This window comes from Otoolea muris, assembly GCF_943193115.1.
GTDB lineage: Bacteria > Bacillota > Clostridia > Lachnospirales > Lachnospiraceae > Otoolea > Otoolea muris.
This window is the reverse complement of the sequence record NZ_CALPCY010000020.1, coordinates 75,341-81,828: the sequence shown is the minus strand read 5'-3', so window position 1 is coordinate 81,828 and position 6,488 is coordinate 75,341. Positions and strand designations below refer to the sequence as shown.

6 protein-coding genes are annotated in these 6,488 nt (G+C 48.4%); 2 read left to right on the top strand and 4 right to left on the bottom strand.

Annotated features, from left to right (window positions below; translation table 11 throughout):
* Positions 1-779 precede the first annotated feature (779 nt).
* Positions 780-1,259: a hypothetical protein gene (locus NFS31_RS13560; RefSeq protein ID WP_251495903.1), complete on the bottom strand. Its 480-nt coding sequence runs from the start codon at positions 1,257-1,259 to the stop codon at positions 780-782.
* On the opposite strand from NFS31_RS13560, the gene NFS31_RS13555 reads away from it, so the two are divergent.
* Both NFS31_RS13555 and NFS31_RS13550 read left to right on the top strand, forming a co-directional pair.
* On the top strand, positions 1,222-2,082 hold the full coding sequence (locus NFS31_RS13555) for a tyrosine-type recombinase/integrase (protein ID WP_251495901.1): 861 nt from the start codon (positions 1,222-1,224) through the stop codon (positions 2,080-2,082). The two genes, NFS31_RS13560 and NFS31_RS13555, sit on opposite strands and share 38 nt — an antisense overlap.
* A gap of 375 nt (positions 2,083-2,457) precedes the next feature.
* Entirely contained in the window at positions 2,458-3,402 is a 945-nt protein-coding gene (locus tag NFS31_RS13550; RefSeq protein WP_251495898.1) for a tyrosine-type recombinase/integrase, read from the top strand.
* Positions 3,403-3,628: 226 nt separating this feature from the next.
* On the opposite strand, the gene NFS31_RS13545 is transcribed toward NFS31_RS13550, so the two are convergent.
* The 3 genes from NFS31_RS13545 to NFS31_RS13535 all read right to left on the bottom strand — a co-directional run bounded on the left by NFS31_RS13545 (position 3,629) and on the right by NFS31_RS13535 (position 6,128).
* Complete coding sequence (locus NFS31_RS13545) at positions 3,629-4,309, bottom strand: amino acid ABC transporter ATP-binding protein (protein WP_275563891.1); 681 nt, start codon at positions 4,307-4,309, stop codon at positions 3,629-3,631.
* Between the two features lie 58 nt (positions 4,310-4,367).
* Positions 4,368-5,060 (bottom strand): amino acid ABC transporter permease, encoded by a 693-nt coding sequence (locus NFS31_RS13540; RefSeq protein WP_251495896.1) that lies wholly within the window; start codon positions 5,058-5,060, stop codon positions 4,368-4,370.
* A 201-nt stretch (positions 5,061-5,261) separates the two neighbouring features.
* A complete protein-coding gene (locus tag NFS31_RS13535) occupies positions 5,262-6,128 on the bottom strand; it encodes a basic amino acid ABC transporter substrate-binding protein (protein ID WP_251495893.1) in 867 nt (288 codons plus the stop codon).
* Positions 6,129-6,488 lie beyond the last annotated feature (360 nt).

Genomic DNA, 6,488 nt, shown 5'->3' with positions numbered 1-6,488 from the left:
CTTTTGAACTGCTCTTTTTTCCCGAAATTCCTTAACTTTTAACGGCCTTACCCTACTTCGGATATGGGGGATTATCGCTAGTTGAGCCTGATATATCGCCCCATGTTGTCATACTATTTTTACTATTATTTTATTTTCATTACATTTTTTGTGTTGTATTCATTGATTTTCAAGCAATAGAATGTTATAGTAATAGAAGTATTTGAGGATACTCGGTACCCGGGCGTGCAACTATGACTATGAATAAACATGTAAATTATTTTCTAAATATACATTTTATTCTCCCCACTCCCCCTCCAGAATTTATGTATCGCCCTGCGCGGCACTGTGCCGCCACCCATTTTCCGTTACTGTATTTGTTTCCGGCTAATATACCGCCAAAGACCTACCGCCATTCCTTTCCTCTATATAAGCTACAGAACAACAGTAACCAAAATACTTTTAACCGCGTCCCACAAAGCGCTGCCTTCCGTTGGTTCCTGTAAACCGCAGGTCTCAAATAAGCAGGACCGCAGCAGTTCACATAACAACACAACCATTTATATTTAAAGAACTCTGACAGGATTTATTAACATATAGTATTTCAAGCATAACAATTACACTGACTACAGTGACAACCACGCAAAACCAAAATCCATCGCCTCTGCGGCGGGCAGCAGAGCATCAAGCTTATAACGCTGCATACCAGCGGGGGCATATGACCCTCACGGCAGTCGCCAAATGTGCATGCAGGCATGTCCACTTGACTCGTTGCCCGCGGGAATCAAAGACTACTTTTATCAGAAAGGAAGGCCATCTATGACAAATTCTCCTACGGCCGGCGAACCTCCGGAACGCAACGCACTGTATGTACAAAATGACCCCCCTGGCCGCGCTGTTTCTGTATCAATTTCTGATATCCATACCTCCGAATCTGTCCCCCGGAGATCAGACAAAGCGGTCAATACAAATAAAGCAGCCAATACAAATAAAGTAACCAATACAAACAAAGTAACCAATACAAACAAAGCAGCCAATACAAATAAAATAACCAATACAAACAAAGCAGCCAATACAAATAAAATAACCAATACAAATAAAGTAACCACTATAAACAATATAACCAGTACAAATGATATAACCAATTTAAATAATACCGCCAAAGCCGATATACCAGATGCCATCGATAAGACGGGCAGAACCGGAAAACCGTGCAGGCCAGGCAGGCCAAAGAAAACCGATATGGCGCATGAAACCAATAAGCCAGGCGCCTCAGACAAGGCTCCGAGGGAGCCTCCCCAGATAAATGAATTCGAGTTCCACCTCTCAGCGCGGAACCTGTCGGATAACACGATTGTTTCCTATAGTTATGCAATCCGGCAATTTTTCAAGCTGTACGGGGAAATTACCCATTCCAATTTAAAGCTGTATAAACTATTTCTGATTGAGCATTACAAACCCATGACGGTAAATCTCCGCATCCGGGCACTGAATTCCTATATTGAGTATTTTCAAATCAATTCCGGCCGTATTTTAAGGGTGCGCGTTCAGCAGAAAAATTATCTTGATAATGTGATCAGCGAAGCGGATTATGAATATCTGAAAAACTGCCTTTTACGCGATCAAAAGTACCTGTATTACTATATCATACGCTTCATGGCAGCCACCGGAGCCCGGGTCAGCGAAGTTGTCCAGTTTACGGCTGAGGATATTTTTGCCGGACATAAGGATATCTACTCCAAAGATAATAAAATCCGGCGCATCTATGTTCCGAAGATGCTTCAGAAGGATACCCTGCTGTGGATGAAATCCATTTCCCTGGAAAAGGGCTATATCTTCCTGAACCGTTATGGGAAACCGATCAAACCTGGCGGAATCCGGTATCAGCTCAGAAATCTGGCACACTTATATGGGCTGAACCCGGATGTCGTTCATCCTCACTCCTTCCGCCACCGGTTTGCCAAGAGCTTCATTGAAAAATGCGGCGATCTGTCTCTGCTCTCGGATCTGCTGGGGCACAAAAATCTGGAAACTACCCGGATTTACCTGCGCCGTTCCAGCACAGAGCAGTATGAGATTATTAATAAAGTAGTAGACTGGTAACAGGCTGTTCCAAAGGCGCGTCCTGTCCCGCTTCTGACATAGCCGCCTGTTGTGCGCCGCTGCGCTGTCAAAACTTCCATCCGGCAGAACACATTTTTGAACATATTTTTCAAATCGCACGAAGTAAGGAATTGTAAATAAATACCGATATTGCCTGTCTTTTCTCCGATAGCGCCGCCCAAAAATCAGTTACACAGTCCGCTATGCGCCTGATTTTTGGGCAGCACTCCCGAAGAAAAATCCAGCGCGTATTCAGCAGTTATTTATTTACAATTTCTAACCGTTCAGACCACAGGAACTGTTGCCGCCCGAATACGGAGCGCCACTTACAAATGAAAAAATTTTTATAATGAGAAATACAAATGAGGAACACTTATGAACAATACAACAGAACGAGCGCCCAGCGAAGCCGCGCTTTCTTCGATTGAAGACTTCAGGCGTTTTCTGGAGATGCAGGGACGCGCTTACAAGACGATCAGCCTTTACACCCGCTCTGCCATCCTTTTTTACTCGCTTTATGAAGAATTGAATATCGTAAATTTGAAATTATACCGGGAGTTTCTGTTAGAAAACTATCCTGTCAATACCGTCAACACCCGGATCTATGGCATGAACCGCTATTTAGATTATCTGCGGCAGGCCGATCAGATCCCGGATTCGCTTATCTACCATGTCTATGCAGCCGGGGCCGGAACCCCTTCTTCTTCTCCCGCTCCGGTCAGGGCCTCTAAAAATGGAATCTACCGTCTGCAGCCCGTGATTGAACAGCACCGCTGTTACCTTGATACCGTAATCTCTCAGCGGGACTATGAAAAGCTGAAGCGCTGTTTAAAGAGGGACGGAAACCTGTACTGGTATTTTGTCATCCGCTTTCTGGGCGCTACGGGCGCCAGGGTCAGCGAGCTCTTACAGATCAAGGCAGAGGATCTGAAGCTTGGTTACCTGGATCTCTACACAAAGGGCGGAAAAATACGCCGCCTGTACTTTCCGCGCAGCCTCTGCAGCGAGGCCATCCCATTCTACAGGGAACGCGGCATACGGAGCGGGTATATTTTTTTAAACCGGCATGGCCAGCTCATCACCCCCAGGGGAATCGAATTCCAGTTAAAAGCCTTTGCCAAACGCTACCATATCGACCCGGATACCGTGTATCCCCACTCCTTCCGGCACCGGTTTGCGAAAAATTTTTTAAAACGCTTCAATGACCTGTCTCTCCTGGCTGACTTAATGGGCCATGACAGCATTGAGACAACGCGCGTCTATTTAACACAGACCAGCCATGAACAGAAAGCCCTGCTCGACCGCATCATCACCTGGTAAACGGCAGGGGGAGCTGGGTACTGATCGGCGGCAGGCGCCAAATATGCAGGCAGACATTCAGGCCCGGCTTTCTGCCTGCGGGAATATAGCCCAGAAAATATAGCCCATAAGCTGCCAAAACCATGCAGGCCGCTTCTTTCCCGGACGCACAAAAACGGATGACGCGAAAAGCTGCGCCGCAGCTTCGCATCATCCGCCTGCCTGAACATAAACTATATGAAACGCCTCAAAGCACTTTGCTCAAAAACGTCTTCAATCTCTCATTCTTTGGATGTTCAAAAAATTCCTTCGGCTCGTTTTCTTCCACGAAATTTCCGCCGTCCATAAACATGACGCGCGTCGCCACCTCTTTGGCAAAGCCCATCTCGTGCGTCACAACGACCATGGTCATCCGCTCTCTCGCCAGATCGCGCATGACGTTTAACACCTCGCCGACCATTTCCGGATCCAGGGCGGAGGTCGGCTCGTCAAACAGCATTACATCCGGCTTCATGCACAGGGCGCGCACGATCGCGATGCGCTGCTTCTGCCCACCGGAGAGCTGGCTCGGATAGGAATCCGCGCGATCCTTAAGGCCCACCCGATCGAGCAGGGCCAGGGCTTCGGCCTCAATCTCATCCTTTTTCTTTCCCTGAAGCTTGATCGGGGCCAGGGTGAGATTTTCCATCACAGTCATGTGCGGGAACAGGTTAAACTGCTGAAACACCATGCCCATCTTCTGCCGGTGCATGTTGATATCCGACTTTTTGTCCGTGATATCCGCGCCTTCAAACAGGATCTGTCCTCCGGTCGGCTCTTCTAGGAGGTTTAAGCAGCGCAGGAACGTACTCTTTCCGGAACCGGAGGCCCCAATGACGCATACCACATCGCCTTTGTAGATGTCAACCGTCACCCCCTCAAGAACCATATTGCTGCCAAAGCATTTTTTCAAATCCCTTACCTGGATCAAAGGTTCCTCAAATCTGTCAGCGCTCACTCTGCCTCAGCCTCCTCTCCAGCATCTGGATCAGCTTTGTAAATATAATAACCAAAATCAGATAAATCAGGGCGACCGCAAGCAGCGGCATAAACGCGTCATAAGTTCGGCTTCGTATGATATCGCCGCCCTTTGTCAGATCCTGCAGCGCGATATAGCCTGCGACAGACGTCTCTTTTAACAGGGCGATGAACTCATTGCACAGCGCGGGAAGCACGTTTTTAAATGCCTGAGGCATGATAATATACCACATCGTCTGCGCATAATTAAAGCCCAGGCTGCGGCCCGCCTCAAACTGCCCGGCGTCAATGGACATAATTCCGCTTCGGAAAATCTCTGCCACATAGGCCCCGGAGTTGATCCCGAACGCCAGAATCGCCACCAGCGATTTGTCAATCTTAACCGAACCAAATACAACGAAATAAATAATCAAAAGCTGTACCACAACCGGCGTCCCGCGGATCACGGTCAGATAAAAGTTGCAGACCAGATTTAACAATTTCAGCTTTCCCGTCTTGTCATAGGTGGAACGGACCGCGGCAATCAAAAAACCGATCAGAATACCGACAATGCCGGCGAACAGCGTCACCTTCAGGGTCACGCCAAGACCGTCCAGTATGTACTTCCAGCGATCGTCCGTTATGAAATTCAGGACAAAGCGGCTCTTAAATGTTTCCAACATGATATAAGCATCCTCTATATAACAGAAGGGCCTGCCATTTCCCAGGCCCTTCCCTTCCAGCGTCGCAACCTCCGGTCCGCCCGGACCGGGTTACTGTCCACACGCCTGAAAAACCCGCACAGCCATACGGTTTGGCGTATGAACAATCAAACCATATCCCCGGATCACCGGCCGCTCATACGGCCTGCATCACTGCCGGATTTATTCTGCCGTGATGTACTTGTCTACAATCTTCTGCAGCTCGCCGGATTCCTTCAGGCTTGCAATCGCCGCATTGATGCCGTCTAAGAGCTCCGTGTTGCCTTTCTTTACGCAGATGGCGTATTCCTCTGTCGTAAATGCCTCATCAAGGATCTTTAAGCCCTCGTTTTCAGCCACGAATACCTTTGCCGGCTCTCCGTCGATGATAACCGCGTCAATCTTATTCTGTGTTAAAGCCTGAACCGCCTCAAAACCCTTATTGTACTGCTCGATCGTGGCGTCCGCAATGTCGCTTGCATAGATATCGCCTGTGGTTCCAAGCTGTACGCCGATGGTCTTGCCCTCCAGATCATCCGGGCTGGCGATGTCTGCATTGTCCGCTTTTACGATAATAACCTGTGTTGCGGTTGCATAAGAATCAGAGAAATCAACACTCTGCTTTCTGTCCTCTGTCACTGTCATGCCGGCTGCGCCGAAATCCGCTTTTCCGGACTGCACCTCAGGGATAATCGAATCAAAGGCGATATCTTCCACCTCAAAATCCATGCCCATCTCTGCCGCAATCGCCGCTGCAATCTCCACATCGATTCCCACAATCTCGCCGCCGTCATGGAACTCGTACGGCGGGAACTCCGCGTTCGTCGCCATCACCAGCGTGCCCTTATTCTCGCTCTGCTCTGCCGCGCCCTCTGTCTCCCCGTTCTCTGCCTCGGCCTTTTCGGTTTCCTCTGCCTTTGTCTCAACAGCCGTCTCCTCTGCCGCCTCTGTCTCCGGAGCGCTTGTCTCGGCCGGCTTGGACGAGCAGCCCGCTAAAGATGCGGCCGCCATCATAGCTGCCAGTGCCAGTGCTGTAATCTGTTTTTTCATAATGTCTCCTCCTCTTTTTCCTATCCGCCGCCGGCTCTGTGTCCGGCATGTCATCCGGAGCACGTCTCTGCCTTCCATATTTATACAGCGAATATGAATAAATATAAATTTTATATTCCTAGAGGTATATTATAGCGTATTTTTAAAAATAATCAAGTCTTTAAAAAAAATTTTTTTGTATTTTATCCGACTGTATTTTTATACAAATCGCTGCCGCCTGTAAGGAACTGTCTCGAAATAACTTCCCTTTAGTCCGCAGGATTTTTCTTCGAGAGCGCTGCGGGGAAATCAGGCGCATAGCGGGCTATGTAACTGATTTCCCCGCAGTACTGTCGGAGAAAAAGACAAGGAATATGGGAA

Excerpts from the sequence above, each read along its gene's own strand:
- NFS31_RS13555 (WP_251495901.1), top strand. The coding sequence starts at position 1,222 with ATGGCGCATGAAACCAATAAGCCAGGCGCCTCAGACAAGGCTCCGAGG.
- NFS31_RS13545 (WP_275563891.1), bottom strand. The coding sequence starts at position 4,309 with ATGGTTCTTGAGGGGGTGACGGTTGACATCTACAAAGGCGATGTGGTA.
- NFS31_RS13540 (WP_251495896.1), bottom strand. The coding sequence starts at position 5,060 with ATGTTGGAAACATTTAAGAGCCGCTTTGTCCTGAATTTCATAACGGAC.
- NFS31_RS13550 (WP_251495898.1), top strand. The coding sequence starts at position 2,458 with ATGAACAATACAACAGAACGAGCGCCCAGCGAAGCCGCGCTTTCTTCG.
- NFS31_RS13535 (WP_251495893.1), bottom strand. The coding sequence starts at position 6,128 with ATGAAAAAACAGATTACAGCACTGGCACTGGCAGCTATGATGGCGGCC.